The organism is Blastococcus aggregatus (assembly GCF_900221005.1).
GTDB classification, from domain to species: Bacteria; Actinomycetota; Actinomycetes; order Mycobacteriales; family Geodermatophilaceae; genus Blastococcus; species Blastococcus aggregatus.
The window spans coordinates 23,432-48,690 of the sequence record NZ_OBQI01000008.1; the positions used below are offsets into that span (position 1 = coordinate 23,432).

25 protein-coding genes and 1 riboswitch are annotated in these 25,259 nt (G+C 75.4%); of the genes, 14 read left to right on the forward strand and 11 right to left on the reverse strand.

The window, feature by feature from the left end; genetic code table 11:
• Positions 1-24: 24 nt before the first annotated feature.
• The gene (locus tag CRP29_RS21355; RefSeq protein ID WP_245853170.1) at positions 25-918 is read right to left on the reverse strand and encodes a sensor domain-containing diguanylate cyclase; all 894 of its coding nucleotides are present in this window, start codon (positions 916-918) and stop codon (positions 25-27) included.
• A 68-nt stretch (positions 919-986) separates the two neighbouring features.
• A complete protein-coding gene (locus CRP29_RS21360; protein WP_097197175.1) occupies positions 987-2,822 on the reverse strand; it encodes an ABC transporter ATP-binding protein in 1,836 nt (611 codons plus the stop codon).
• A gap of 89 nt (positions 2,823-2,911) precedes the next feature.
• On the opposite strand from CRP29_RS21360, the gene CRP29_RS21365 reads away from it, so the two are divergent.
• Entirely contained in the window at positions 2,912-3,328 is a 417-nt protein-coding gene (locus CRP29_RS21365) for a MarR family winged helix-turn-helix transcriptional regulator (RefSeq protein WP_217991706.1), read from the forward strand.
• Between the two features lie 131 nt (positions 3,329-3,459).
• On the opposite strand, the gene CRP29_RS21370 is transcribed toward CRP29_RS21365, so the two are convergent.
• Positions 3,460-4,008, reverse strand: coding sequence for an MmyB family transcriptional regulator (locus CRP29_RS21370; protein ID WP_097197096.1), 549 nt, complete (start codon positions 4,006-4,008; stop codon positions 3,460-3,462).
• An 86-nt stretch (positions 4,009-4,094) separates the two neighbouring features.
• Between CRP29_RS21370 and CRP29_RS21375 the strand changes: the two genes are divergently transcribed.
• The 3 genes from CRP29_RS21375 (at position 4,095) to CRP29_RS23670 (ending at position 5,148) form a co-directional block, all read left to right on the forward strand.
• Entirely contained in the window at positions 4,095-4,511 is a 417-nt protein-coding gene (locus CRP29_RS21375; protein WP_097197097.1) for a hypothetical protein, read from the forward strand.
• A gap of 52 nt (positions 4,512-4,563) precedes the next feature.
• Complete coding sequence (locus tag CRP29_RS21380; RefSeq protein ID WP_097197098.1) at positions 4,564-4,932, forward strand: nuclear transport factor 2 family protein; 369 nt, start codon at positions 4,564-4,566, stop codon at positions 4,930-4,932.
• 90 nt (positions 4,933-5,022) lie between these two features.
• Positions 5,023-5,148: a hypothetical protein gene (locus CRP29_RS23670; protein WP_281256829.1), complete on the forward strand. Its 126-nt coding sequence runs from the start codon at positions 5,023-5,025 to the stop codon at positions 5,146-5,148.
• Positions 5,149-5,150: 2 nt separating this feature from the next.
• On the opposite strand, the gene CRP29_RS21385 is transcribed toward CRP29_RS23670, so the two are convergent.
• Positions 5,151-5,627, reverse strand: a complete 477-nt coding sequence (locus tag CRP29_RS21385) for a DnaJ family domain-containing protein (protein ID WP_097197099.1) — start codon at positions 5,625-5,627, stop codon at positions 5,151-5,153.
• 78 nt (positions 5,628-5,705) lie between these two features.
• Between CRP29_RS21385 and CRP29_RS21390 the strand changes: the two genes are divergently transcribed.
• The 4 genes from CRP29_RS21390 to CRP29_RS21405 all read left to right on the forward strand — a co-directional run bounded on the left by CRP29_RS21390 (position 5,706) and on the right by CRP29_RS21405 (position 10,562).
• Positions 5,706-7,184, forward strand: coding sequence for a SulP family inorganic anion transporter (locus CRP29_RS21390; RefSeq protein ID WP_097197100.1), 1,479 nt, complete (start codon positions 5,706-5,708; stop codon positions 7,182-7,184).
• Positions 7,184-7,564, forward strand: a complete 381-nt coding sequence (locus tag CRP29_RS21395) for a MerR family transcriptional regulator (RefSeq protein WP_097197101.1) — start codon at positions 7,184-7,186, stop codon at positions 7,562-7,564. The genes CRP29_RS21390 and CRP29_RS21395 overlap by 1 nt, the downstream gene beginning before the upstream one ends.
• Before the next feature lie 82 nt (positions 7,565-7,646).
• Positions 7,647-8,660, forward strand: a complete 1,014-nt coding sequence (locus CRP29_RS21400) for an ATP-dependent DNA ligase (protein WP_097197177.1) — start codon at positions 7,647-7,649, stop codon at positions 8,658-8,660.
• A gap of 87 nt (positions 8,661-8,747) precedes the next feature.
• Positions 8,748-10,562 (forward strand): sensor domain-containing diguanylate cyclase, encoded by a 1,815-nt coding sequence (locus CRP29_RS21405; protein ID WP_097197102.1) that lies wholly within the window; start codon positions 8,748-8,750, stop codon positions 10,560-10,562.
• A gap of 22 nt (positions 10,563-10,584) precedes the next feature.
• Here the strand turns inward: CRP29_RS21405 and CRP29_RS21410 are convergent, their stop codons facing one another.
• The 5 genes from CRP29_RS21410 to msrA form a co-directional block, all read right to left on the reverse strand.
• Positions 10,585-11,592 carry a sensor histidine kinase gene (locus tag CRP29_RS21410; protein ID WP_176523084.1) on the reverse strand — a complete coding sequence of 336 codons (1,008 nt, stop codon included), beginning with the start codon at positions 11,590-11,592 and terminating at the stop codon, positions 10,585-10,587.
• Between the two features lie 187 nt (positions 11,593-11,779).
• Positions 11,780-12,865 carry a class I SAM-dependent methyltransferase gene (locus CRP29_RS21415; protein ID WP_097197104.1) on the reverse strand — a complete coding sequence of 362 codons (1,086 nt, stop codon included), beginning with the start codon at positions 12,863-12,865 and terminating at the stop codon, positions 11,780-11,782.
• 59 nt (positions 12,866-12,924) lie between these two features.
• On the reverse strand, positions 12,925-14,052 hold the full coding sequence (locus CRP29_RS21420) for a class I SAM-dependent methyltransferase (RefSeq protein ID WP_097197105.1): 1,128 nt from the start codon (positions 14,050-14,052) through the stop codon (positions 12,925-12,927).
• Positions 14,052-14,978 (reverse strand): haloalkane dehalogenase, encoded by a 927-nt coding sequence (locus CRP29_RS21425; RefSeq protein WP_097197178.1) that lies wholly within the window; start codon positions 14,976-14,978, stop codon positions 14,052-14,054. Before CRP29_RS21425 ends, CRP29_RS21420 begins: the two co-directional genes overlap by 1 nt.
• A gap of 94 nt (positions 14,979-15,072) precedes the next feature.
• Positions 15,073-15,726, reverse strand: a complete 654-nt coding sequence (msrA, locus tag CRP29_RS21430) for a peptide-methionine (S)-S-oxide reductase MsrA (protein WP_097197179.1) — start codon at positions 15,724-15,726, stop codon at positions 15,073-15,075.
• 92 nt (positions 15,727-15,818) lie between these two features.
• On the opposite strand from msrA, the gene CRP29_RS21435 reads away from it, so the two are divergent.
• From CRP29_RS21435 to CRP29_RS21460, 6 genes are all read left to right on the forward strand, one after another.
• Positions 15,819-16,838: an NADP-dependent oxidoreductase gene (locus CRP29_RS21435; protein WP_217991707.1), complete on the forward strand. Its 1,020-nt coding sequence runs from the start codon at positions 15,819-15,821 to the stop codon at positions 16,836-16,838.
• Positions 16,839-16,954: 116 nt separating this feature from the next.
• Positions 16,955-17,398, forward strand: a complete 444-nt coding sequence (locus CRP29_RS21440; RefSeq protein WP_217991708.1) for a rhodanese-like domain-containing protein — start codon at positions 16,955-16,957, stop codon at positions 17,396-17,398.
• A gap of 173 nt (positions 17,399-17,571) precedes the next feature.
• Positions 17,572-17,677: riboswitch (TPP riboswitch) on the forward strand.
• Positions 17,675-18,295, forward strand: a complete 621-nt coding sequence (locus tag CRP29_RS21445) for an ECF transporter S component (protein ID WP_097197107.1) — start codon at positions 17,675-17,677, stop codon at positions 18,293-18,295. (Overlaps the previous riboswitch by 3 nt.)
• A 17-nt stretch (positions 18,296-18,312) precedes the next feature.
• Entirely contained in the window at positions 18,313-19,743 is a 1,431-nt protein-coding gene (locus CRP29_RS23675; RefSeq protein WP_097197181.1) for an ABC transporter ATP-binding protein, read from the forward strand.
• A complete protein-coding gene (locus CRP29_RS21455) occupies positions 19,740-20,510 on the forward strand; it encodes an energy-coupling factor transporter transmembrane component T family protein (protein WP_097197108.1) in 771 nt (256 codons plus the stop codon). The genes CRP29_RS23675 and CRP29_RS21455 overlap by 4 nt, the downstream gene beginning before the upstream one ends.
• A gap of 118 nt (positions 20,511-20,628) precedes the next feature.
• A complete protein-coding gene (locus tag CRP29_RS21460; protein ID WP_097197182.1) occupies positions 20,629-21,054 on the forward strand; it encodes an ATP-binding protein in 426 nt (141 codons plus the stop codon).
• Between the two features lie 7 nt (positions 21,055-21,061).
• On the opposite strand, the gene CRP29_RS21465 is transcribed toward CRP29_RS21460, so the two are convergent.
• A complete protein-coding gene (locus tag CRP29_RS21465) occupies positions 21,062-23,620 on the reverse strand; it encodes a SpoIIE family protein phosphatase (protein ID WP_097197109.1) in 2,559 nt (852 codons plus the stop codon).
• Between the two features lie 638 nt (positions 23,621-24,258).
• Positions 24,259-25,116 (reverse strand): hypothetical protein, encoded by an 858-nt coding sequence (locus tag CRP29_RS21470; protein WP_097197110.1) that lies wholly within the window; start codon positions 25,114-25,116, stop codon positions 24,259-24,261.
• Positions 25,117-25,259: the final 143 nt, after the last annotated feature.

The following is a 25,259-nucleotide window of genomic DNA, read 5'->3' on the forward strand; positions in this document are numbered from 1 at the left end:
GGCACGCGGGGCGCGCCTGGACGCTCAGCCGCGGGGCAGCCGGCGGCGGTGGTGGCTCTTCGCCCCGTACATCGCGAGGTCGGCGCGGGCGATCACCTCGTCGGGCGTCTCGCCCGCACGGCCGACGGCCACGCCCACGCTGACGCCCACCGGCTGGTCGTGCAGCCCGCCGAACGGGGCGAGCACAGTGGTCGCCACCCGCTGGGCCAGCGCGACCATGGTGGGTTCGTCGGCCCCGGGCCGGAGCAGGACGAACTCGTCGCCGCCGAAGCGGGCCACCACGTCGCCGGGCGACGACAGCGCCACCAGCCGCCGGGCCACCTCGGTGAGCACCCGGTCCCCCACCTGGTGCCCGTACTCGTCGTTGACCTGCTTGAACCGGTCCAGGTCGCAGAAGAGCACGCCGACGTCGGGGCCGCCCGCGACGCCGAGGTGCCGGTGCAGGGCGTCGAACAGCGCGGCCCGGTTCGGGATGCCGGTGAGCAGGTCGGTCTGCGCCCGGTGGTGCAGCCGCTCCTCGCGCTGCCGGTCCGCGGTCACGTCGATGCCCACGGTGGCGACGGCGAACGGCCGGCCGGCGTCGTCGGTGAGCACGGTGTTGCGCATCGCCACCCGGCGCCGGGTGCCCTCCCCGGTGAGCCAGTCGGCCTCCTGCGGGTGCGCCCGACCGGTGTCCAGCGCCCGGGCGACGGCGTCCTGCGCCAGCTCGACGTGCTCCGGGACGACGTACACCTCCCAGAACCGCTGCCCGAGCAGCCGCTCGGGGCTCCGCCCGGTGAACCGCTGCAGCGCCGGGTTGGCGAACAGGATCCGGCAGTCCGCGCCGATGATGCAGACCAGCGCCTCGGTCGCGTCGATGAACGCGGTCACCAGCGCCATCGCGCCGGCGCTCGACGTCTCGAGATCCCGCCCGGTCACGGGCTCGTTCGTTCCCCCGACGACCGCGCCCGACACCCGGTTCCGGAACCGGCTGGTGGGCGGCGTGCTCAGCCGGCCAGAACGGCGTCCCTCCGGGCGAGGCCGGCCAGCCGGGCGTACCGGCCGCCGAGGGCGAGGAGCTCCTCGTGCGTGCCCTGCTCGACCACCCGCCCGGCGTCGAGGACGACGATCCGGTCCGCGTCGCGCACCGTGGAGAGCCGGTGGGCGATGGTGATCGTCGTCCGGCCGCGGCTGGCCTCGTCCAGCGCCGCCTGCACCGCCCGCTCGGTCTCGTTGTCCAGCGCACTGGTCGCCTCGTCGAGCACCAGCACCGCCGGGTCGCGCAGCAGCGTGCGCGCGATCGCCAGGCGCTGCTTCTCGCCGCCGGAGAACCGGTAGCCCCGCGCGCCGACGACCGTGTCGTAGCCGTCGGGCAGCGCCATGACGACGTCGTGCACGTGGGCGCGCCGGGCAGCCGCGACCATCTCGTCGTCGGTGGCGTCGGGCTTGGCGTGCCGCAGGTTCTCCCGCACCGTGCCGTGCAGCAGGTAGGTCTCCTGGGAGACGACGCCGACGATCCGCGCGAGGTCGCCCAGGGCCAGGTCGCGGACGTCGATGCCGTCGATCAGCACGCGGCCGGTCGTGGGGTCGTTGAGCCGGGCGACCAGCGAGGCGAGCGTGCTCTTGCCCGAGCCGGTCTCGCCGACCAGGGCGAGGGAGGAGCCGGCCGGCACGGAGAGGTCGACGTCGGCCAGCGCCGCGCGGACGGCGTCGGGGTAGCGGAAGCCGACCCGCTCGAACCGGACCTCGCCCCGCACCGCGGCCGGGTCGACGGCCACCGGGTGCGCCGGCTCGTCGATGTCGACCGGGAGGTCCAGGTACTCGAAGACCCGGCTGAACAGGGCCATCGAGGCGGTGAGCGAGACGCCGATGTCGAGCAGCTGCATGAGCGGCCGGAAGAGCGCGCCCTGGAGGGTGGTGAAGGCGACCAGGGTGCCGATGGTCATCCCGCCCGACGTCGCGGGCAGCCCGGCGGCCAGGTAGATCAGCGCCGGGATGCCGGCGAAGACGATGCTCATGGTGGCCATCCGCCACCGGCCGGCCAGCTGCGAGCGGACCTCGAGGTCGACGAGGAACGCCGACGTGCCGGCGAACCGCTGCGACTGGGCCGGCCCCGCGCCCAGCGTCTTGCCCAGCAGGACGCCGCTGACCGAGAGCCCCTCCTCCACCTGCGAGTGCAGATCGGCCAGGTGGCGCTGGCGCTGGGCGGTGATCGTCCGGCGCATGTGCGCGACCCGGCGGGTGAGCCAGACCGCCGGCGGCAGCACCACGAGCGACAGCAGGGACAGCCGCCAGCTGAGCACCGCCATGGCGACGGCCGTGCCGATCACCGTGGTGGCGCTCGAGGCGAAGGAGGTCGCAGTCGAGGTGACGACGGACTGCATGCCGCCGATGTCGTTCATCAGCCGCGACTGCACCTCGCCGCCCTTGGTCCGGGTGAAGAAGCCGAGCGACTGGCGCTGCAGGTGGGTGAAGACCGCCGTCCGCAGGCCGTGCATGACCCGCTGGCCGACGGTCGTGGACAGCCAGGTCTGGACGACGCCGAAGACCGCGGTCAGCACGGTGACGGCGAGCATGCCGCCGACCGCCCACAGCAGGAGCGGGACGTCCTGCGCGGGGATGGCCTCGTCGATGACCAGCCGGATCAGGAACGGCGTGGCCAGCGCGACGACGGAGGAGGCGACGATCAGGCCCATCACGACGGCGAGCTGGGCGCGGTAGGGGTGGAACAGCGCTGCGACCCGGCTCCAGCGGACCGGGGAGCGCTCGAGCTGGGCGCGGTCGGCGGGGTCGGGCCTGCGGCCCGGAGGACCGCCGCCGGGGCCGCCACCCCGGCTGCCCATCGTCATCTCGCTGATAGCGACACCTCCTGAAGGGATGCTGAGGTTACCTCATGGTCAGGTAACCACCGCATCTCCGCTACGATTCCGACGTGGCCGAGGAACCGACCGGCGAGCTCGGCGACCTGCTCATGCGGGTGGCCCGCACCCAACGCCGCCGCTGGCGCGAGTCGCTCGCCCCGTGGGATCTCTCGCCGCACCAGGCCCGCGCGTTGCGGGTGGTGAGCGAGCACGACGGCGTCCGCCTCTCGGATCTCGCCGAGGCGCTGCACATCGCCCCGCGCTCGGCGACCGAGGTGGCCGACGGGCTCCAGGAGCGCGGCCTCGTCGAGCGCACGCCCGACCCCGGCGACCGCCGCGCGGTGCTGCTCCGGCCGACGGACGAGGGTCGCCGCGTCCGCGCCGAGGTCGGCCGTGCGCGGGCCGCGGACAACGAGGCGCTGCTCGCCCGCCTGTCCGCCGACGACCGCGCCACCCTCACCCGGCTGCTGACCGCGCTGCTCGACTGAGGGCCGCCGCGGCGCGGGTGGAGGGGCCCCGTCCTCCGGGGGTCCAGCCGCGGGACGTGACGTGCAGCCGGGGTGTGGCGCGGCTGCACGTCGGCCGGGGCGGCCCAGCCCGGCGGTGCGACCCGCCGTCGTCAGCCGGTGCGGCCGAGCGCGGCGGCGGTCGCCTCGTCGGCGGGCAGGAACGCCTCGATGCTCAGCTCCGCCGCGGTCAGGTCGACCGCGGTGCCGAACGTGGTCACCGTGCCGAGGAAGCTGAGCACCTCCTCGCCGGCGCGGAGCCGCAGCGGGACGGCGATGCCGTTCGGCGGGGTCCGGTCCATCCCGCCCGGCAGCGCGAGCAGCTCGCGGTGCAGCGCCGCCAGCCCGAGATCGCCGGCGAGGTGCGCCTCGCGGCCCAGCCGGTGCAGGACGTGCCGGCGCCACTGCGGCAGGTTGAGGATCCGCGGCGCCAGCCCGTCGGGGTGCAGGCTCAGCCGCAGGACGTTGACCGGCGGCTCCAGCAGGTGCGGCGCGACGCCGTCGAGGAGCCCCGAGAGCGCGCCGTTGGCGGCGACCAGGTGCCAGGCCCGGTCGACGACCCCCGCCTCCCCCGCCAGGTCGAGCTGGCTGAGCCGGCGGCGCTGCCGCCACTGGCGCAGCAGGTCACCGACGGAGGCCTCCACTGCGAGTGCGCTGGTCACGCCGCCGACGCTAGCGACGACGAGGTGCGCTGTCCCTTACCTCGGAGGTAATCGACGCCCCTCCCTGGCGCCGCCACGGTCGTGCCATGACCACGACGCGCACCGCTCCCGCTGCCTCCCCACTGACCCGCGCCGGCGGACTGCTCCGCCCGGCCCTCCGCCTCGACGCCGTCGTCACCGGCGCGAACGGAGCCGGCTACCTGCTGGCCGCTCCGCTGCTCGACGGACCGCTCGGCCTGTCCCCCGGCCTGCTCCGGAGCGTCGGCGCCTTCCTGCTCGCCTACGCGGCGGCCGTCTGGCTCGTCGCGGCCCGCCGGCGGATCTCCGGCGCCGCCGTCGAAGCGGTCATCGGCGCGAACGCGCTGTGGGCCGCCGGCAGCGTCGTCGCCGCCGTCGTCGGCATCGGCTCGCTCACCGGGCTGGGCGCCGGCTGGCTGGTCCTGCAGGCCGCCGTCGTCGCCGGCTTCGCCGCCGTCCAGCTCGTCGGCCTCCGCCGGCGCTGACCCCCTCCCCCCGCACGACCCCGGAAACACCCCAGAGAAGAAGGAGCCCGCCATGACCGCCACTCCCGCCCACGCCGACCGCTACCTGGCCGCCTGGAACGAGACCGACCCCGACGCCCGCCGCGCAGCCGTCGACGAGGTGTTCAGCGCCGAGGTCCGCTACACCGACCCGCTGGCCGACGTCCGCGGCGCCGAGGCGCTCGCCGCCACCATCGGCGCCGTCCAGGCGCAGTTCCCGGGCTTCGTCTTCCGGCTGCTCGGGCCGGTCGACGCCCACCACGACCAGCTCCGCTTCACCTGGGAGCTGGGGCCCGAGGGGGTCGAGGCGCCGATCGTCGGCTCCGACGTCGCCCTGCTGGACGCCGACGGCCGGATCAGCGCCGTGCTCGGCTTCCTCGACCGGGTGCCGGCGGCCGCCTGAGACCTGTTCCGCGCACAGTCGGCCTCTGCCCACCATGCGTGGGCAGAGGCCGACTGTGCGGGGAGGACGTCCCCGCAGCAGACTCGGGGCGTGACCGAGCCGCGCGAGGACGACGAGACCAACAACCTGCACCCGGGCCAGCACGACGAGGGCGGGCACGGCGGCATGGCCACCCGCGAGCGCGACGCGAAGCAGGACGGCGCCGAGCAGGACTGACCTCAGCGCCGGCGGAACCAGCGGCGCCGCGCGACCGGCTGCGGCGGCGGCTCCACCGGCGGGAGCGGCGGCGGGCGGTCGCGGCGCCAGCCCTCGACGAGCGCCTCGACGTCGGCCAGGCCGGGGACCGCGGCCCACCGGCTCTCCGCCGGCAGCCGCCAGAAGGCCTCGACCCGCGCGTTGTAGTCCTCGGCGAGCGCCCGGACCTCCGCCTCGGTGGCCAGCCGCGACGCCCGCTCGGGCAGGTCGTCGCGCTCCCGGCGCAGCCGCAGCCCCGGCGGGAGCATCGCCCCGGTGTCCACGCCCTCGCGCCGCGCCTTGGCCAGCGCCCAGTCGTAGGCGGTCTCCTCGCGGTCCAGGTTCTGCAGCGGCCGGCCGGCCCCGGGCAGCGCCGAGAAGTCGCCGCGCTCCTGCGCCTGGGCGATCTGCCGGTCCACCCACGTCTCGAACGACATCCCCGGCGGCTTCCGCTCGGTCACGCCTCCACGGTACGAGTGACCGACGGCTCAGCACTCTCCCCTTACGTGAGGGTCGAGTGTGCTGCACGATGGTCGGCGATGTCTCTCCTGTCTGCGCCGCGCCGCCCTGCCCGCCCCGCCTGGCTCGACCCGCGGGTGGCCCGCACCGAGGTCCTCGCCGGCCTCGTCGTCGCCCTCGCACTGATCCCCGAGGCGATCAGCTTCTCCATCCTGGCCGGGGTCGACCCCCGCGTCGGACTGTTCTCCTCGTTCGTCATGGCCGTGGTGATCGCCTTCACCGGCGGTCGCCCGGCGATGATCACCGCCGCCACCGGCGCCATCGCACTGGTCGTCGCGCCGCTGGCCCTCGACTACGGCGTGCAGTACCTGTTCGCCGCGGTGATCCTCGGGGGCATCTTCCAGGTGCTGCTGGCCGCCGCCGGCGTCGCCCGGCTCATGCGGTTCATCCCGCGCAGCGTCATGGTCGGCTTCGTCAACGCCCTGGCGATCCTGATCTTCACCGCGCAGCTGCCGCAGCTGACCGACGTGCCATGGCTGGTCTACCCCCTGGTCGCCGCCGGCCTGGCGATCATCTTCCTGCTCCCGCGGCTGACCACCGCCGTCCCCGCCCCGCTGGTCGCGATCGTCGTGCTCACGACCCTCGTGGTCACGGTCGGCTGGGACATCCCCGACGTCGGCGGCGAGGGGGAGCTGCCCGACAGCCTGCCGTTCTTCCTGCTGCCCGACGTGCCGTTCACGTGGGAGACGCTGACGATCATCGCGCCCTACGCACTGGGCATCGCCTTCGTCGGACTGATGGAGTCGCTGATGACGGCCAAGCTCGTCGACGACATCACCGACACCCACTCGGACAAGACCCGTGAGTCGTGGGGCCAGGGGGTCGCCAACGTCGCGTCGGGCTTCTTCGGCGGCATGGGCGGCTGCGCGATGATCGGCCAGACGATGATCAACGTGAAGGCCTCGGGTGCCCGCACCCGGCTGTCGACCTTCCTCGCCGGCGCCTTCCTGCTCGTCCTCGTCGTCGCGCTGGGCGACATCGTCAGCATCATCCCGATGGCGGCCCTGGTCGCGGTCATGATCTTCGTGTCGATCGCCACGTTCGACTGGCACAGCCTGCAGACCATCCACCGGATGCCCAAGAGCGAGACCACGGTGATGCTCTCGACCGTCGCCGTCACCCTGCTCACGCACAACCTCGCCATCGGCGTCGGCGTCGGTGTGCTGGTGGCCTGCGTCCTCTTCGCCCAGCGCATCGCCCACCTCGTGGACGTGCAGCGCGTCGTGGCGGGCGGCACCGCGAGGTACACCGTCGACGGCGCCCTGTTCTTCGCCTCGAGCAACGACCTGTACACGCAGTTCGAGTACGCCGAGGATCCGGCGAACGTCGTCATCGACCTGACCCGGGCCCACGTCTGGGATGCCTCCACGGTCGCGGCGCTCGACGCCATCACCCACAAGTACGCGACCCGTGGCAAGACGGTGGAGTTCGTCGGCCTGCAGGGGCACTCGGCCGATCGCTTCGACCGGCACAGCGGCCAACTGGGGGCGGGGCACTGATGCCGTCGCGGACCGGCCTGCTGCAGATCGGCCAGGTCGCCGAGCGCACCGGGCTGAGCCTGCGCACCATCCGCTTCTACGAGGAGAACGGACTGGTCCGTCCCACGTCCCGCAGCGAGGGAGGCTTTCGCCTCTACAGCGACGACGACGTCGCCCGGCTCGAGGTCATCAAGCGGATGAAGCCGCTGGGGTTCCGCCTGGAGGAGATGCAGGAGCTGCTCGACCTGCTCGCCGAGCTCACCGACCGCCCGGGGGACGCCGCCCTCGTCGACCGGCTGCGCATGTTCCACGAGGCGGCCACCGCGCGGGTGCACGCGCTGCGCGAGCAGCTGTCCGTCGCCGAGGACTTCGCCACCGACCTGGCCCGCCGGCTGGACTGAGCCCGCGCCGCCGGGTGCACGATCGGGTGTGACCGCGCGCCGCGGGGATGCGCACGGGCGGGCCGGCGGCCAGGCTGGGCCGGTGCCGCACACCGCCCCCGGGCTCCCGAGCCTCCCGCCCGGGCTGACCGGGCCGGTGGGCGTGCAGCTGGCCAAGCCGGTGCGCGAGATCCCGCCGGCCAATGCGCTGCCCGGCGGGTGCCGGTACGAGCCCAAGTGGGACGGCTACCGGCTGGTGGTCGTGCGCACCGCGGGCAGCACGCGGCTGTGGTCCAAGCAGGGCCGCGACCTCACCGACCGGTTTCCCGACGTCGCCGCCGCCGCGCTCGCCCAGGTGCCGGCCGGGACGGTGCTCGACGGCGAGGTCGTCATCTGGCACGACGACCGGCTGGACTTCGGCCTGCTCCAGAAGCGCATGGTCACCGCCCCCGGCCGGATCGCCGCGCAGGTGGCCGCGCACCCGGCGTCCTACGTGGCCTTCGACGTGCTCGCCCTGGGCGGCGCCGACCTGCGCGAGAAGACCCTGGGCCGCCGCCGGGCCGAGCTGGAGACCCTGTCCGCCCGCTGGGCGCCGCCGATGCAGCTCTCCCCCAGCACCGCCGACCCCGCGCTGGCCCGGCAGTGGTTCGAGGACTTCCGCACCGCCGGCGTCGAGGGGCTCGTCGCGAAGGGCGCCGGTTCGCGGTACGCACCGGGCCGCCGCGAGTGGCTCAAGGTCAAGAGCTGGGAGAGCGCCGAGGTGGTCGCCGGCGGGGTGATCGGGCCGCTGGACCGGCCCAGCCAGCTGGTGGCGGGCCGCTACCGGGACGGCGAGCTGGTCGTCGTCGGCCGGAGCGTGCCACTGGACCCCCGGCAGAGCGCCGAGCTGGCGGCGGTCCTCGAGCCCGCGGGCGACGACCACCCGTGGCCCGACCGCATCGGCACCGGCCGGTTCGGGGGCGGGCGGCTGTCGGTGCCGCTGACCCGCGTGCGCCCCGAGGTGGTCGTCGAGGTGAGTGCCGACGCCGCCCTGCAGGCGGGGGTCTTCCGGCATCCGCTGCGGTTCCTGCGGGTCCGCGCCGACCTGCGCGTCGAGGACCTGCCACCCCTGCGCTGACCTGCGCGGCAGCGCCCGACGACACCCCGACTCCCTCGCTGGGGTGATCCGACGCAAGATGGTGTCGGTACCGGACGATGGGATCTCGTGAGCCCTCCCGCCGCCCCCTCCGCCCGCGCTGCCTGGCAGCACGCGGCGGCGGCTGTCGTCCTGGTCGCGATCATCGTGACCCTCGTGCCGGCCGGCCCGTGGCGTCCGGCCGCGGAGATCCCCCTGTTCGGCCTCGGCCTGGCCGGCACCCTGACCGCACTGCACCGGACGCCGCTCGTCGTCGCCTGGCGGGGGCTGGCGCTCGGCCTGCTCTTCTTCGCGCTCAGCTGCGTCGCCGAGGTCCTCGAGCTCACCGGCATCTCGCCGGAGGCGACCGGCGCCGCCGAGTCGATCCTGGACATCGCCGCGTACGCCGCGATGGCCGTCGGCGCGGTGGGCGTGATCGGAGGCGGCCCCCGGCGCCGGGACGCCAACACCTGGCTGGACACCGCGACCCTGCTGCTGGCCGGCGGCCTGGCCGTCCTGGCGGTCAGCGGCAACCGGTCCTCGGCCCCCGGCGACGTCGTCGAGCTCAGCATCGGCGCCCCCGTGCTGACCGTGGTCCTGCTCATCGTGTGCGTCCCGCTGGCGATCAGCCACGGGCGCCGGTCGGTCAGCACCACCGCCCTCCTCGTCGCCGCCGTGCTCACGGTCGCCGGCTACGGCGGCCGGATCGTCGTCGGAACGGCGCTGCGGGACAACCCGCTCCTCGACCCGCTCCCGCTGCTCGCCGTTGCCGCCCTGGTCCTCGCCGCCCGGCACCCGGACGTCGCACAGATGGGCCGCCACACCGGGACCGGGCCGCAGGACTCCACCACCCGGGTCCTCGGCCTGAGCGCCGCGCTGCTGGTCAGCCCCGCCCTGCTGCTCCTGTGGACCCTCGGCCACGGCGGCGTCGGTTACGTCCTCGGCGCCGGCAGCACGTTGCTCACCGGATCCGCGCTCTGGCGGCTGCTGGCGCTCAACCGGGACCGCGAGCGCACCCGTACCGCCCTGACCGCCAGCGAGGCCCGCCTGCAACTGCTGCTGGAGCACTCCTCCGACGTCATCGCGATCGTCGACGCCTCCGGCACGGTCACCTACATGAACCCCGCGGTCGAGTCCCTGCTCGGCCGCCCACCGGCCGAGTACGTGGGACGCCAGGCCATCGACCTGGCCGACCCCCGCGACCAGCCGCGGCTGCGCGCCGCGGTGGCCGCGGGTGGCGCGGAGCACATCGACCTCCGCGTGGAGCACAGCTCCGGTGGGACCCGCTGGGTGGAGATGCGGCTCAGCGGCCGCGTCGCCTCCGCCGGCATCGAGGGCTGGGTGGTCAACTTCCGCGAGGTCACCGACCGCAAGCTGTTCGAGGACGAGCTGCGTCGCCAGGCCCGCACCGACGCGCTCACCGGCCTGCTCAACCGCGCCGCGTTCTCCGAGCGGCTCGAGGCGGCGACCGGCTCGCTCGACCCCGCCGCACCGCCCGCCGTGCTCTTCGTCGACGTCGACGAGTTCAAGGGCGTCAACGACACCCTCGGCCACGCGGCCGGCGACCACCTGCTGGCCACCGTCGCCGCGCGGCTCACCGCGGCCGTGCGCGCCGAGGACGTGGTGGCCCGCCTGGGGGGTGACGAGTTCGCCGTCCTGCTGACCGATGCCGACGACGACCGGCTCCGGGAGGTCGCCGACCGCCTGGTGATCTCGCTGCGCGCGCCCATGGCGCTGAGCGGCACGACGCTGTCGGTGACGGCCAGCATCGGTGGCGCGCTGGGCGCTCCGGGCGACACCCCCGACCGACTGCTGCACCGCGCCGACACGGCGATGTACGAGGCGAAGCGCGCGGGCAAGAACTCCGCGTCCCTGCTCGGCAGCGAGGCGGCCCGGGCCGTCTGACGACGCCTCCCTGCCCGCGGGGTCAGCGCAGCCGGGTGGCCAGCCGGACGGTGAGGCCGTCAGGCCCGGGCAGCAGGTCGACGTGGTCGAACAGCTTGCGGGCCAGCCACAGCCCCATGCCCCCGCGGCCGAGGTCCGGCCCGTGCGCGGGCTGGAACCCGGCGAGCGGGTCGGAGAACCCGACGCCCCGGTCGGTGATCTCGCAGATGAGCTGGTCGGGGCCGGCCCAGACACGAGCGGACACGGGGGGCACCCCGTGCCGGAAGGCGTTCGAGGCCACCTCGCTCACCGCCAGGTGCAGGTCGCCGGCCAGGTCGGGGTCGTCCACGTGCGCGGTGATCACGGCGCCGAGCCGGTGCCGCAGGTCGGCCAGCGCGGTCGCCTCGGTGACCGCGAGGAGCGGCTGCGTGTCCTCGACCGGTTCGCGCGGGACGGGCAGCCTGCGCAGGTAGGCGGTGGGGTCGTCGAAGTCGGGGCTGGCGCGACGGGCGCCGCCGACGACCAGGTCGGGGTGGGTGGCGCGCGCGCTGTCGACGACCTCGGCCGGGAGGATCCGGGAGTCGTAGACGCACAGGCCGGTCAGCGGCTCGCCGGCCAGCAGCACGTTCCGGGCGGCCTCGTAGCGGCACCCCTCGCGCCAGGTGCGCGGCTGGGGCCCGAACTGCACCGCGCCCACCACCCGCAGCCAGCCGGAGCCGGTGGCGCGGGCGCGCTCGATCAGCCGCCGGGTGACGGTCAGCGCATCCGGCGCCCGGGTGTCCAGCAGGCCGATGCGGGGGTGGTTCTCGACGGCCCCGGCGGGCAGGCCCAGGCCGGCTCCGATGAGCTCCGCGGTCTCGGGTGGGCAGGCGAGCACGGTGGTGTCACCGGCCGCGAGGCCTTCCTCGAGGAAGGGCACGCAGGAGGCGAGCAGCTCCTCGTCGGAGGCGATCACCGCGGCGGCGTGCGGGCGGGAGTGGACGGTTCCCTCGGCCGGGCGTGCGTCGGGGAGCGCGGAGCGCTCCGCGTGCCCGCCCACCGCTCGGTCCACCGACCCTCGTCCCGTTCCGGGTCGGGCTCCCCGACCGTCCATCCAGTCTCGGACATGGCGACCGGCCTCGCGGACCCGGGCCACCCGAAGGGGTGGCCCGGAACAAGGTGGTCGATCTGCACAGCTGGGTGCGGCGCGGAGTCTAGCCAGCCCCGCGCGCTCCCCGCCCACCGAGCGCGGACAGCGATCAGCCGGCCACCAGCCGGTAGAAGCGGAAGAAGTCGTGGTCGACCGGCAGCACCTCGACGTCGGCGAAACCGGCCGCCCGCGCGTACCCGGCCAGCGTGGCGGGCCGCATGACCGTGCCGGTGGCCGCTGACGGCTGGACGGACATCCCGTCCGGCAGGCAGCAGGTGAGGCTGTAGCCGTACATCAGCCGCTCGACCTCGTCGCCGGGCGCGGTGAACACCTCCGCCACGCGCTCGTCCACCACCAGGACGGTTCCGCCCGGCCGCACCATCGCCCGCATCGCCGACAGCACCGCCACCGGATCGGGCAGGTCGTGCACGCACTCGAACGCCGTCACCAGGTCGTACTCGCCGGCGCCGGTGCGCTCGCCGACGTCGGCGAGGGAGAAGGAGACGCGGTCGGCGACCCCGGCCGCGATGGCGTTCCGGCGCGCCTGCTCGAGGGAGGGGCCGTCGACGTCGAACCCGTCGATGCGTGCCTCCGGATAGCCGGCCGCCATGCCGATCGAGGACCAGCCCAGACCGCACCCGACGTCGGCGACCCGGCCGCCGGCGCGCAGCACGGCGTCCACCTCGGGCAGGGCCGGGAACACCTCGGTGACCAGCGGCCCGATGAAGAAGGGCCGGTTGGCCGCGGCCTGCCCCTCGCGCGCCTCGGGCCCCATCTCGGCCCAGCTCAGCCCGCGGCCGGTGCGGTAGACCTCGGCCAGGCGGGGGACGTTGCGGGTGAACGTCATGGCCAGCCGGGCCAGCGGTGCGGCGTAGCCGGGGTCGTCGTCGTCGACCAGGACGGCGCGGTGCTCGTCGGGCAGCGTGTAGCGGCGCTCGTCCGGCGCCTTCGAGACGTCGTCCCCGGTCAGGAAGCCGGCGACGGCCTGCTGCTCGAGCCACTCGCGGACGTAGCGCGGATGGGTGTCGGTGCGGACGGCGAGCTGCGGAGCGGTGGCCGGGGTGTCGGCGAGGGCGCGGTACCACCCGAGACGGTCCCCCAGGTCCACGGCCGCCGTCTCGAATGCGCCGATCACCGCGGCGAGCAACCGGTCGCCCAGCGGGGGAGTTCCGTTCCGCGTCGGGATGTCCGTCATGCCCGCACACCGTGGCCCCGACGGTCGCCGTGGACAAGGGGTTCGCGGACGGCGCCGGATCAGCGCCGGGTGGAGACCGTCACGGTGAACTTGGGGGTCTGCTCGGCCACCCGCGTCGGGCCGACGAGCCGGGTCAGCGTCGGCTTGTAGCGCAGCGCGCTGTTGTAGACCGTCCACAGCTCGCCGCCGGGCCGCAGGACCCGTGCCGCGGCGGCGAACAGCCGATCGGCGGCGGTGGTCACGACGGCGGCCCCGACGTGGAACGGCGGATTGCAGACCACCAGGTCCACGCTCCCCGCCGGCACCGTCTCGGCGGCGTCGTCCCGGATGACCTGCAGGCGGTCGGCCAGGCCGTTCGCGGCCGCCGTCGCGGAGGTGGAGGCGACCGCGGCGGCCGACTGGTCGGCGGCGAGCACCCGCAGCTCCGGCCGCGCCGACGCCAGCGCGGCGGCGAGGACGCCCGTGCCCGAGCCGAGGTCGAGGGCGACCGCGGCCTCCGGCGCCATCGCGGGCAGCCGGCCGAGCAGCGCCCGGGTGCCGATGTCGATCTTCGTGCCGGCGAACGCGGCGCCGTGGGCGCAGACGGTGAGCCCCAGGTCGGGGTGCTCCTGCCGGCGGGGGAAGGACGACGTCCCGGGACGCGGCCCCCGGGCGACCAGTACGCGGGACTTCTGCCGGGCCAGGGTGGCCGAGACGTCGGTGAACGAGGCGCCGAGGACGTCGTTCATGGCGTGGGTCATGTGCTTGACCCGGCCACCGACGAGCACGGTCACATCGGGGGCGGCGACGTCGGCGATCCGCTCGGCGATCTCGCGCAGCGCGTCCAGCGCCTTGGGCGCCTGCACCAGCACGACACGGGCGCCCACCGCCACCTCGTCGAGGGGCAGCGAGCGGTACGTGCCGGCCAGTCCGGTGCGCTCGGCGTTGCGGGCCAGCGCCCGCTCCCCCACCAGCAGGTCCTGCGCGACCCGGACGTCCCGGGCGCCGTGCAGCGCGACGGCGCCGAGGGTCAGCGCTCCGTACGAGTCGTCGACGACGGCGACCTCACCGGGGCCGCAGAGCGCGAGCGCGGCCGCCGCCTCGTCGAGGAGCAGCCGGTCGGTGGCGTCGACCGCGACGAGCTCCGGCGCCTCGACGTCGGGGGCGCGGCGGAGCTGCCCGAAGAAGTCCGGGGCAGAAGTGGTCATCACTCCCCTGCCCGGAGGGGGGTCGAGTCGATCAGGTCGGCGACGACGCGGGCGAACTCCGGGCCGACGTCCTCCTGCAGGAAGTGGCCGCCTCCGGCCAGCGTCGTGTGCGGCATGCCCTGCGCGCCGGGGACCAGCTTCTGGAACACCCGCTCGCCGCCGCGGGTGATCGCGTCGCCGTCGGAGAAGGCGGTCAGGAACGGCTTCTCCCAGCGGGAGAGCACCTCCCAGGCCGCGCGGTTGTCCGCCGCGGCGGGGTCGTCGGCGTCCGCGGGGACCAGCGAGGGGAGGATCCGCGGGCCGGCGGTGTAGCTCTCGTCCGGGAACGGCGCGTCGTAAGCGGCCACGACCGCCGGGGGCAGCGGCGTGGTGCAGCCGTTGCCGACGACCCGGCCGATCTGGAAGTTCGGGGACTCCTGGGAGAACCGGCGCCAGGCGAGGAACGCCTCGGTGACCGGCCGGTCGCCGGTGGGCAGCCCGCCGTTGGCGATCACCACGCGGGCGAAGCGGTCGGGGTGCTCCGCGACCAGCCGCAGGCCGATCAGCGCACCCCAGTCCTGGCCCACGAACGTGACGTCGCGCAGGTCCAGCCGGTCGAGCAGCGCCTGGCGCATCCAGCCGACCTGGCGGGCGTAGGTGTGCGCCGCGCGGTCGACCGGCTTGTCCGAGCGGCCGAAGCCGACCAGGTCGGGGGCGACGACGCGCAGGCCCGCGTCCACGAGCACCGGGATCATCCGCCGGTAGAGGAAGGACCAGGACGGCTCGCCGTGCAGCAGCAGCACCGTCGCGCCGTCCGCCGGCCCCTCGTCGACGTACGCGACCCGCAGCCGCCCGCCCTCGCCGTCGTCGACCTCGACGTACCGGGGCTCGTAGGGGAAGTCGGGCAGATCGGCGAACCGCTCGTCCGGCGTGCGCAGGGCCTCCATGTGCCCCACCCTGCCAGTCCAGGCATGGGAAGCGTTACCTGCGTCCTGGGCGCGAGAACGCAGGTATCGCTTCCCATGCCCGGGGGGGCCTTCGTCAGACGCCGGGCAGGCCGATCGGGCAGGAGACCCCGGTGGAGTTCACCGGGCAGTAGCCGTGGGGGACCTTGTAGAGGTACTGCTGGTGGTAGTCCTCGGCGTAGTAGAACTCCCGCAGCGGCTCGATCTCGGTGGTGATCCCGCCGTAGCCGGCGGCCGTGAGCCGCTCCTGGTATGCGTCGCGGGTGGCCCGGGCGGCCGCCTCCTGCTCGGGCGAGGCGTAGAAGATCGCCGAGCGGTACTGGGTGCCGACGTCGTTGCCCTGGCGCATGCCCTGGGTCGGGTCGTGGTCCTCCCAGAAGGCCTTGAGCAGCTGCTCGTAGGAGGTCAGCGCCGGGTCGAAGACGACCAGCACGACCTCGGTGTGCCCGGTCCGGCCGGAGCAGGTCTCCTCGTAGGTCGGGTTCGGGGTGAAGCCGCCCGCGTAGCCGGCCGCGGTCGAGTAGACCCCCGGCAGCTGCCAGAAGACCTTCTCGACGCCCCAGAAGCAGCCGGCGCCGAAGACCGCGGTCTGCATGCCGTCGGGGAACGGCGGCTGGATCCGGTTGCCGTTGACCGCGTGCACCTGCGGGACGCCGGGGAGCGGGCCGGGACGGCCGGGCAGCGCGTCCTCGGCCGAGACGGACTGCGCCTTGGACCGGGAGAAGATCATGTTCGGAGCGTAGGCCGGTCGCCGCACGTGTGTCGTGCACGACCGATCCCCCCGGTCGGAGCGGCGGCCGGGCCACGGGCATGATCGACGATGTGCCCCTAACCACACGTGAGTGGCAGCTGGCGGCTCGTCCGCACGGCGAGCCGAAGCCCGAGGACTTCCGCCTGGTCGAGGTCGAGCACCCCGATCCGGTCGAGGGCCAGGTCGTCGTCCGGATGCTGGCCATGTCCGTCGACCCGTACATGCGGGGCCGGATGAACGCCGGGAAGTCCTACGCGGCCGCGTGGGAGGTGGACGAGACGATGCAGGGCGGCGCGATCGGCCGCGTCGTGGAGAGCCACTCCGCCGACGTCCCCGTGGGGGCGCTGGTGTCGACCAACGCCGGCTGGCGGGACGTCGCCGTCCTCGACGCCCGGACCGTCCAGGTCCTCCCCGAGCTGCCCGGCATCCCGCCCAGCTACCACCTCGGTGTCCTCGGCATGCCCGGGCTGACCGCGTGGGCCGGCCTGTTCCGCCTCGCCGAGTTCAAGGCCGGGGACGTCGTCTTCGTCTCCGGTGCCGCCGGCGCCGTCGGCAGCATCGTCGGCCAGCTCGCCCGGCTGCACGGCGCCGCCGCGGTCATCGGCAGCGCGGGCACCCCGGAGAAGGTCCGCTGGCTGACCGAGGAGCTCGGCTTCACCGCCGCCTTCGACTACCACGACGGCCCGGTCGCGAAGCTGCTCGCGCAGGCCGCGCCCGACGGCATCGACGTGTACTTCGACAACGTCGGCGGCGAGCACCTCGAGGCCGCGATCGGCGCCTTCAACGAGTTCGGCCGCGGCGCGCTCTGCGGCGCCATCTCCAGCTACAACGCCACGGAGCCGGCGCCCGGGCCGCGCAACATGGGGCTGATGGTCGGCCGGAAGCTGAGCCTGCGCGGGTTCATCGTCAGCGACCACGCCGACATGCGCGCGGAGTTCATCGAGAAGGTGACCCCGCTGGTCACCTCCGGCGAGCTCGTCGTCCGCGAGACCGTCCGCGAGGGGCTCGACCAGGCCGTGCCGGCCTTCCTCGACCTCCTGCGCGGCGGCAACACCGGCAAGATGATCGTCAAGCTGGCCGACGACGCCTGACGGTCCGACGGAGTGCGCCGCCCCGGGCCCGCGTGGGCCCGGGGTGGCGGCTTCCTTGCGGTTCCCGTCCGCCCGGGGCCTCGTGCGTGCGCGCCCCGCTCCCTAGCGTCGACGACGTGATCGACTGGAGCACCTCCCCGGGCGAGGCCGCCGCGCACTTCGCGCACCGCCTCGCCGTCGAAGCCGACGTCAGCGACGTCGCCACCGCCCTGGACTCCGGAGCGCCGGGCTTCGTCCTGCTGGACAGCCGCAGCGCCGCCGCCTGGGCACAGGGCCACGTGCCGGGAGCGGTGCACCTGCCCGGCCCGGAGATCGCCGCCCGTGCCGACGCCGAGCTGGACCGGTCGGTCCCGGTCGTCACCTACTGCTGGGGCCCCGGGTGCAACGGGGCCACCCGGGCCGCGCTGGCGCTGGCCGGCCTGGGCTTCCGGGTGCGGGAGATGATCGGCGGCTTCGAGTACTGGGCCCGAGAGGGCCTGCCCGTGGCGACGGCGGACGGCGAGGCCCGGCGCCCGGCGGACCCGCTCACCGCCCCCGCGGGGCTCGTCTGCGGCTGCTGAGGCCGGACAGGCTCGCCTGGCCCGGGGGGCCACGCGTCGGCCCCGACGGGTCGACGACGGCTTCGTCGCCCGACCGGACTTTCGGCACCGGAAGTCCGGGACTTTCGGTGCAGAAAGTCCGGCGGGGTGGTCGGTCCGGCGGGGGGCTACGCTCGGCGGCACAACTGAACACACATTCACAGCAGGGGAGCGCTTCGGCGCTGAGAGTGCGGGACAGACCGCAGACCCTCGAACCTGATCCGGGTCATGCCGGCGCAGGGAGTCTGGAGGAACACCATGGCCGATCAGGCCGTCCATCCGTCGTCCGCCGGGTCCGATGCCGGGCGGGGCACGAGCCGCTGGCGCACCGTCGACATCGTCGTCACCGCCGTTCTCGGCGTCGCCTTCGGCGTCGTCTTCTGGGCCTGGGGCCTGCTCTGGGCCGCGCTCGACGCGCCGTTCACCGCGTTCCCGCCCGGCCAGGCAGTCATGTACGGCGTCTGGTTGCTGCCGGCGGTGCTGGCCCCGCTGATCGTCCGCAAGGCGGGCGCCGGCCTGTTCGCCGAGTTCATCGCCGCAGTGGTCTCCGCCCTGCTCGGTTCCGCGTGGGGCACGCTCGTGCTGCTCCAGGGCCTCGTGCAGGGCGTGGGTGGCGAGGCCGGCTTCGCCGCGTTCTGCTACCGCCGCTGGGGCTGGCCGCAGGCGCTGCTCGCGGCGCTCGGCGCGGGCATCGCCGCCGCGCTGTTCGACCTGGTCAACTACTACGCCGACTGGGCCGGCACCTGGCAGCTGACCTACGTCGTCCTCGTGGCGGTCAGCACGATGGTGATCGCAGGCGCCGGCGGTATGTGGCTGCGGCGGTCCCTGGGCGCCACCGGCGCGCTCTCGGCCTTCCCGGCCGGCCGCACACGGGTCTGAGCACGATCGGCCGCACGGTGGCCGGCTCCGCGCCGGCCGCCGTGCGGCTCACCGGCTGGGGGTTCCGCTACGCCAGCCGGCGGGCCTGGGCCGCGCGCGACGTCGACCTGCTCGTCGAGCCCGGGGAACGGGTGCTGCTCACCGGCGCCTCGGGGTCGGGCAAGTCCACCCTGCTGCACGCCCTCGCCGGGCTGCTCGGCCCGGACGAGGGCGAGCAGGCCGGCGGGATCACCGTCGGCGGGCAGCAGCCGGGGCGCGCACGGGCGGGGACGGCGGTGGTCTTCCAGGATCCCGACGCCCAGCTCGTGATGACCCGCGCCGGCGACGACGTCGCCTTCGGGCTGGAGAACGCCGGCCTGCCGCCGGACCGGATCTGGGCGGCGGTCGACGCGGCGCTCGACGCGGTCGGCTTCCCGTACGGCCGCGAGCACGCCACGGCCGCGCTCTCCGGCGGGCAGAAGCAGCGGCTGGTGCTCGCCGGTGCGCTCGCCGGCCGGCCAGGGCTCCTGCTGCTCGACGAGCCGACCGCGCAACTGGACCCGGACGGCGCCGCGCTGGTGCGGACCGCCGTCGCCCGGGCCGTCGCGGACCGCGGCAGCACGCTGCTGGTCGTCGACCACGACGCCGCCGCGTGGCTGCCGCTGGTCGACCGCGTCGTGGAGCTCCGCGCCGAGGGTGGTGCCGTGCAGCACGGGGCGGGCTGGGCCCCGGCTCCGCTGCGGCTACCGGCCCGCACCCCCCGTCCGGCCGGCGAGCTCCTGCTGCGCGCCGACGCCGCCGGCTTCACCCACCGCGGCAGCGACGTCCCCGCGCTGCCGCCGACCGACGTCGCCGTGCCCGCCGGCCGCACGCTGGCCGTCACCGGACCCAACGGCACGGGCAAGTCCACCCTCGCCCTTCTGCTCGCCGGGCTCCGCGGGCCGACGACGGGACGGGTGACCGCCGGCCCGGCGCTCACCGCGGGGCTGGCCCGACCCGGCCGGCCGCCGCACCGCTGGCGTGCCGACGCGCTGGTTCGCCGCATCGGCACGGTGTTCCAGCACCCCGAGCACCAGTTCCTCACCGGCCGCGTGCGGGACGAGCTCGCGCTGGGACCGCTGCGCTCCGGCGCGGGGGACGACGCCGCCTCCCGGCGGGCCGACGAGCTGATGGAGCGGCTGGGCCTGGCCGCGCTGGCCGAGGCCAACCCGTTCACCCTCTCCGGCGGCCAGCAGCGCCGGCTGTCGGTGGCGACGGCACTGGCGACCGTCCCGTTCGTCCTGGTACTGGACGAACCGACCTTCGGGCAGGACCGGGACACCTGGAGCGACCTCGTCGCCCTGCTGGCCGAGCAGCAGGACGAGGGGCGGGCTCTGGTGCTGGTCACCCACGACGCCGCGGTGGTCGACGCACTGGCCGACGACGTCCTGCGCCTGACCCCGGCGACCGGCGCCGAGGGCCCGGCATGAGCCTGCCGCTGTCCCTGGGCCCGGCCCGACCGGTTCCGCTGTCCTCGATCAACCCGGTGGCGCAGCTGGGCGCCCTCGGGTTCGTGCTCCCCGTCCTGCTGGTCAGCGGCGGCCTGCTGACCCCGCTGATCGTCCTGGCCGCCGAGGTCTGCCTGCTGCCCGCGGCGGGGCTGGCCCGGCCCCGGGCGCTGCTCGCCCGCACCTGGCCGCTGCTCCTCGGCGCGGCCGGGGTCGCGTGGGTCAACGTGCTCTTCGGGGACGCGTCCGGGGGGAGCGGCTGGCCCTCGGCGATCGCGCTGGCCGTGCGGGTGCTCGCGCTCGCCCTGCCCGGCGTCCTGCTCGTCGCCTCGACCGATCCGGTGCGGCTGGCCGACGCGCTGACCGTGCACTGGCGGGTGTCCACCCGCTTCGCCTACGGCGCACTGGCCGCGCTGCGGCTGGTGCCCCTGCTGGCCACGGAGTGGCAGACCATCCGGCTGGCCCGGCGGGCCCGCGGCATCGAGCCCGGGCGCAACCCCGTCGCCCACGCGCGGCTGTTCGCCGGCACCGCGTTCGCGCTGCTGGTCGCCGCGGTCCGGCGGGGCACGCGGCTGGCCACGGCGATGGACGCCCGCGGCTTCGACTCCGGCGTCGAGCGCAGCAACGCCCGCGGCTCCCGGTTGCGGCTCCGGGACGCCGGCTACCTGGGAGGCGCAGCCCTCGTGTGCCTCCTCGCGGTCCTCGTCAGCGTCCGCGCGGGCGACTGGCATCCTGTCCTCGGCGGATGACCGGAAGGCCGCAGTAGTGACCTACGTCGCATCCAGGTTTGGCGAGCATCTGCGAAGCCGATACACAGTTGTTTGGTCCGCCACGTCCACGGGGGCCTGGATTGCGAGGGTGCAGCACGTGACAGGGCAGGCGGCGGATCACGTGTGGCCGTCCGCGGCCCCTCCGGCCGCCGATCCACTGCTCTCCTGGGAGCTGGCGGACGTCGCCGAGCTGCCCCGGATGCGGGCGCAGGTGCGCCGCGCGGTCGCCGCGAGCATCGACCCCGACGTCCTCGACCAGCTGATCCTCGCCCTCGACGAGATGGCCTCCAACGCCCTGCGGCACGGTGGGGGCAAGGTCGAGGCGGCCGTGCGGCTCACCGACACCGGCTACCTGATCGTCGTGTCGGACGCGGCCGCGGCGCAGCCGCCGACGCCCGCGGTCGACCGCGACCCCAGCGAGGGCGGGCTCGGCCTCTACCTGATCGCCCGGATGGCGCTGCGCCACGGCTGGTACGCCGGCAACGCCGTCAAGCACGTGTGGGCCCTGCTCCCCCGTACCTGACCTCCGGTCAGCGGAACCTGGGCGGCAGGTCCTGCGGGCCGGCGCCCGGCGGCCGCGGCCGGTCCTCCGGGTGCAGCCGGATGGCCACGAGCGCGACGTCGTCCTGCAGCCCCTCGGGGCGCAGCCGTGCGATGACCTCGTCGCACAGCTCGCCCAGCGGACGGTCCGCGAGCTCTGCGAACGCCTCGCGCAGCCGGGCGATCCCGTCGTCCAGCGGCAGGTCTCGGCCCTCCACCAGCCCGTCGGTGTAGAGCAGGATCGTCGTGCCCCGGCGGACGGTGACGACCGACTCGGTGCGCCGCGCGGCCGGGTCGACGCCGAGCATCAGCTCGGCCCGCTCGGTGCCGAGCTCCTCGATCCGGCCGTCGACGTGCAGCACCAGCGGGGGCGGGTGGCCGGCGTTCGACCAGCGCAGCCGGCTGAGCCCCTGCACCCGCTCCTCCGGGGTCTGCTCCACGCGGGCGATCGCGGCGGTCGCCATCGTGCCCATGCCGAGCCCCTCGATGGCGGCGTCGAGATCGGTGAGGACGGCGGCCGGGCCGATGCCGTCCCGGTAGGCGATGCCCCGGAGCATGCCGCGCAGCTGGCTCATCGCCGCGGCCGCGGCGGTGTCGTGGCCGACGACGTCGCCGATGACCAGCACCGTGGCGCCGTTGGGCTGGAGGAAGGCGTCGTACCAGTCCCCGCCGACCTCCGCGGCCTGCACCGCGGGCAGGTACCGGACCTGGATCTCGGCGTGGTCGGGCTCCGGCGGTTCGGTGAGCATGCTGCGCTGCAGGCCCTCGGCCAGCCGGCGCTGCTGCTCGTACAGGCGGGAGTTGTCCAGGGCGAGGGCGACGCGGTCGGCGATGTCGCGCAGCGTGGCGACGTCCTCGGCATCCGCCCGATCACGCTCGGCCGACCGGTACACGCTCAGCGCGCCGAGGGTCCGCCCCCTGGCGGCCAGGGGCAGGGCGACCGCCGACTGCGGGGCCAGCGCCCAGAAGACGTCGCTCACCTCACCCGCCGGCAGGGTGCGGCCGATCGCCGAGGGGACGTCGACCACCTCGCGCAGCTGCCCCGACGCCAGGGCCCGCATGATCGGCGCGTCGGGTGGCAGGGCGGCCAGCCGCAGGGTGGCGTACCGCCGCACCAGCGGGCGCTTCTCCGGGTCGAGGTGCCAGGAGCCCACGTCACGCATCCGGCCGTCCTCGTCCACGAGGCTGGCGATGACCCAGTCACCGCTGACCGGCACCAGCGCCTCGGCGACCTGCTGCAGCGCGGACTCCTCGCCGGCCCCGCCGGCCAGCCGCTCGGCCATCGCCGTCGTGGTCTCGGCGACCAGCCGCAGCCGCTCCGCGCTGCGTTGGGCGCGCTCCTGCGCGGCCCGGCGCTCGGTCACGTCGAGGAAGGAGACCGACAGCCCGTCGGGGCCCGGCCACGCCCGCACCTCGAACCATCCCTCCAGCGGCGCCGGGTAGAAGGCCTCGAAGACCTGCTCCCGGCCGGCGGCCACCGCTTCCCGGTAGCGGACGCCGAAGTCGCTCTCGAGGGCTTCCGGGAAGGCCGACCAGATCACCTCGCCGAGCAGCTCCTCGCGGGTGGTCTGCAGCACCCGCTCGGCCTCGGCGTTGAGGTAGGTGAACCGCCAGTCGCGGTCGAGGGTGAAGAACGCGGACTTCACCGACTCCATGACCCGGGCCACCCGCGCGTCGGCGTGCCGCTGGGCGGTGGTGTCGTACGCCGCCCCGATCAGGCGGACGGCGGCCCCGCGGTCGTCGGCGAGGGCCCGGCCGCGGCCCTGGACCCAGCGGGTCTCGCCGGACGGGAGGACCACGCGGAACTCCGCGTCGTACTCCCCCACCGTGTCGATGGCGGCCTGCAGGGCCTCCGACGTGCGCTCGCGGTCGTCGGGGTGCACGGCCGCGGTGAAGGCGTCGATCGTCTCGTCGAACGAACCGCGGCCGAAGCCCATCAGCTCCTTGAGCCGGTCGTCCCAGACCAGGCGGCCGGTCACCAGGTCCCAGTCGAAGCTGCCGATCCCGGCCGCGTCGATGGCCAGCTCGAACGCCAGCCGGCTGGACTCGAGCTCGCGCACCTGGGCGGCCAGTTGCAGCTCGGTGGCGACGGAGTCGCCCAGCTGGCGGAGCAGCGCGACGTCGGCGGCCGACCAGCGCCGCGGCTCCCGGCCGAAGGCCGACAGGGCACCGACCACCTGGCCCTCGAAGACGGCGAGCGGGATGCCCAGGTAGCTGCCGACCTCGCCGGAGGCCACCGGCGGGAGGGCGGCGAGCCGCGGGTCCGCGCGGGTGTCCGGAGCGACGACCGGGTCGGGGGAGGCGGCCGACGTCACGGCGCAGAGGGATTCGGCCAGCGGCACCCGGATGCCGACGGTGCCCTGCGGGAGGCCGGTGCCGCCGAGCACCAGTTCGTCGTCGCCGAAGAGCGACACCTGCGCGGCGTCGACCCCCAGCAGTTGCACGGCCAGGGCGGTGAGCCGCTGCAGCGCCCCGGACCCGACGGCCGTCGCCTCCAGCCGGTGGACGGCGGCCACGCGGTTGCCGGCGGCGGGATCGATCGAGGTCACGTCGTCGTCCCCTCCTCGCCGGCCGGCGTCCACGGCACCGGAAGCGGTCCGCCGGAACCCATTCTCCCTGGCCGCGAGCGACGGCGCGGACCGGGGACGACGCGAAGCGGCGGGCGCCGGTCCGGAGGCGGTTCCGGGGCGCCCGCCGCTCGGCGGATCGTGCGGGATGGTGCTCCTCCACCCGGGCGACCCTGTCCGGGGCCGCGCCGGTCGTGGTGCGTTCCCGTTCCCGGGGCTGCGTCGGCGTCCCGCGGCCAGGCGCTGCCGGTCAGAGACCCGGGCGGCTCACGGAAGGGGCGTGAGCACCGGGTACCGGCAGGGACTGTTGATCTCCCCTCGGCGGATCCGGTTCCGGCAGGCGGCGTCGTCGTCGGTCGTCGCCTCCCGGGAGGGTCCGCGCGCTGCGCTGTGGCAGTCGGCGGTGGGTGGAGGCGGGACGTCGTCGGACGGGAGAGCCTGCCGGTGCCCGGAGGAGCACCGTCGAGGAGGGCCAGGAGGATGCCGAGGTCGGCCCGGGAGGGTCGCACTCGGACGACCGAGGCGCGGTCGCGGTCCCCGTCATGAGGGGGCGGTCGCGGCGTGCTCGGGGAGAGCGGAGGACGGCGTCCACGGCTGGGTCGCCGTGGGTCGCGCGGGGTTCAGCGGGGCGCGAGGAGCGCCGGGCGGGAGGACGGGTCCCCCCGGGCGCGGGCCGGCCCGGCACGCGCCTCGGCCGATGGCGACCGGGCGGCGGGGACGGTCCGCCGCGGACCGGAGGGAACCGGTACCGCGACCGCCGCGGGCAGCGGCCTGCGGGCCGCTGCCGGACGGGCCGGGGTGGACGTGCGCCACGCCGGGGGCTGCGGCCAGCCGGAGGGCGGCGGCGCCCACCCGGGCCGGACGGGCCCCGTCGGCGCGGGAAGCAGCGCCACGGCGGGGGAAGGCGCCGCGGGCCGGATCGTGGGGGTGCTGGGCAGCTCGCGGAGGACGACCGGGGGGTCCACCTGCCGGGGTGCCGGGACGGGGGTGGGGCGGCCCCACGCGAGGTGCTCACCGTGCGGACCGGCGCCCCACAGGGCGATCCGGCGGGTGAGGGCGCGCAGCCGCGGCCGCAGGGGCGTCGACGGCGCCGGCTCCGGCGTGCGCCAGGCGAGGTACTCGCCGTGCGCTCCCCCTCCCCAGAGCGCGATCCTGCGGGTGAGGTCGCGCAGGCCGGTGACGGGCCGGCGCTCGGGATCCGGCACGACGGTCACGGTCGGGGTCCGGGCGGGTGCGGCGGGCAGGCGGGCCGGCCGCGCGGAGGGGGCCAGCTGCACCGACCGCAGCGGGACCGCACGCACCGAGGCGCGGAAGGCGCCGGCGTGCACCGGCCGGGTCCGCGAGGCTGGGGTCCTCGGGGGGGTGGCCGCGCCCTCGGCGCGGTCCAGGACGCCGATCAGGCCGGCGAGGGATGCGCCCGGCACGGGGGCGGCGGCGCGGCGTGCGGGGACCGTCGCGGTCGCCTCGCTGCTGCTCATGTCGCCTCCAGGGTCGTCGTCCGCGACCGGGGAAGGTGTCGCGGACAAGGAGAAAACTAGGCAGTCCGGTCCGGTGCGACGGCCGTTCCCGACCCTTCCTGGAGCGCGCGTGACCGAACCGTTGCCCGGCCCTCCCGGAGCGA